General features: G+C 45.3%; 3 protein-coding genes. 2 read left to right on the top strand and 1 reads right to left on the bottom strand.

Annotated features, from left to right (window positions below):
• Together F6K52_RS35790 and F6K52_RS35785 are read left to right on the top strand one after the other, a co-directional pair.
• Positions 1-1,279 (top strand): SLBB domain-containing protein (locus F6K52_RS35790; protein WP_293089876.1); only part of this gene is annotated, 1,279 nt, incomplete at its 5' end.
• A 106-nt stretch (positions 1,280-1,385) separates the two neighbouring features.
• Positions 1,386-1,586, top strand: a complete 201-nt coding sequence (locus tag F6K52_RS35785; protein ID WP_293089873.1) for a type II toxin-antitoxin system HicB family antitoxin — start codon at positions 1,386-1,388, stop codon at positions 1,584-1,586.
• 52 nt (positions 1,587-1,638) lie between these two features.
• Here the strand turns inward: F6K52_RS35785 and F6K52_RS35780 are convergent.
• Positions 1,639-1,949, bottom strand: a 311-nt coding sequence (locus F6K52_RS35780; RefSeq protein WP_293089870.1) for an SCO5389 family protein, incomplete at its 5' end; no start/stop codon positions are given.

Here is a 1,949-nt window from a genome sequence, read left to right as displayed (position 1 = left end):
GAATATCTTTGATGTTGATGAATACAGTGGTCAGTATCAAGTATTGGTGAACGGTTCCCTTAACTTACCCTTGATTGGTAGTGTATTTGTAAGAGGCAAAACCCTCGATCAAGCTAGCGAACTCGTTACCAGTGCCTTCTCTGTTTACATCAAACGCCCAGTAGTTTCCTTGGGTCTGGTCAAAGCCCGTCCTTTAAAAATTTCCGTGGCTGGGGAAGTGAGTCGCCCTGGAGCCTATACCATGGCTCTGAATGAAGGACAGCAATTTCCTTCCCTGACTCAAGCAATTAATTTGGCTGGGGGAGCTACCCTAACAGCAGACGTTAAGCAGGTAGAACTTCGGCGTCTTGAAAGCTCTGGAGAGCGCAATACTTATTATATCAATCTCCAGCAATTGATTAATAGAAGTGATATTAGGCAGGATGTGACCTTGCGGGATGGGGATGAAATCTTGCTCCGAACTACTACTGCTATCAACCCAGAGGAAACTCGTCAATTATCCAATGCCAGTTTTGCCGCTAATGCCAGCCGTCCCATTCAAGTGGCTGTGGTGGGGGAAGTGGTTAACCCAGGAGCTTATGTGGTCAAGGGAGAAACTCTGGGTAATAACAACATTAACATCGGTAGTGCTGATATCCGTAGCACCAATGCACCACCAACTGTAACCCAAGCGATCGCGATCGCTGGAGGCATTACCCAAGACGCTAACGTTCGCCAGGTAAAAGTGCGACGTTTGACCCAAGGGGGTACACAACAAGTAATTGCTTTGGATTTTTGGGAATTGTTGCGACAGGGTGACCTCTCTCAGGATATCCTCTTAAAGGAGGGAGATACAATTATTGTTACCAAAGCTGATCAGATTGCTGCAGAAGAAGCATTAATATTAGCAGATTCCAACCTTTCTGCTGATGCCATCGCGGTCAATGTAGTTGGTCAAGTTCAACAACCTGGTAATATCGAAGTCAAGCCCAATGCTCCTCTGAATGAAGCGTTGCTTGCCGCTGGGGGATTTGATGATGTTCGTGCTGAAAAGGGTTCTGTGGAATTAGTTCGCCTGAATCGCAATGGCACAGTTGAAAAAAGAGACATTCAAATCGATTTTACGGCTCCAGTTAACGAAGAAACTAATCCCACCTTGCAGCCTAATGATGTGATTATTGTTAAACGTGATGGTGCAGCAAAAACTGCGGACAATGTCGAAAGGATTTCCAGACCTGCTAGCGGTATTTTCTCCCTGATTGAATTACCAATTAGATTATTTAACCTTCTATTCGATTAGATTCTTTAATCTTTCTGCGATCAGTATTAAGCATTCAGCTTATTGACTGATCGCTGATCCTTTAGATCACATTAGTATTTTAATACTGAGTTTAGAGATAAGTCTGATGAAATGGAGAGTAATTCTTGAGCCTGATCTAGTTAACGGAGACTGGGCAGCTTGGTGCCCCGAACTTCCTGGTTGTACTTCCTGTGGTGAAACGAAAGTAGAAGCAATAGAAAATATGCGTGAGGCTATTGAGCTCTACCTTGAACCTGCCCCCCTTGAGCTGCCGGAAGGTTCTCTGACTTGCGAGGTTAGTATCTAATGATGTCTATGTTCACGCCTAGGCTCTAGTAGCTAGAGCCTCTGGCTAAGTTTTAGCAATCGATCAGTTCTGGTGTCTGGTTCAGAATTTGACTGCGAATAGAAATAAAGTCCTGATAAGCAGGTGATTCTAAGGCTTCTGGACGAAATATAGCGGTTTTGTGGCAGTTTTGAAAGGCTAACTTGATCCCAAAATAACGTTCGACTGCACCACGAATCGCATCCCCACCTATCATCCGCAATAGGTGCGCTCGATGTAGGTCAGTTGGTGGTGGTACCCAATGGTCTGCCCATCCGGGTTCGCCGTGTGCCAGGTACTTGGCCTGGTCTTCCACAATTCCAAAGGCATAAGGTAACGATTGCC

This window comes from Moorena sp. SIO3H5 (genome assembly GCF_010692395.1).
Taxonomy (GTDB): domain Bacteria; phylum Cyanobacteriota; class Cyanobacteriia; order Cyanobacteriales; family Coleofasciculaceae; genus Moorena.
This window is presented reverse-complemented; position numbering and strand designations above follow the sequence as displayed.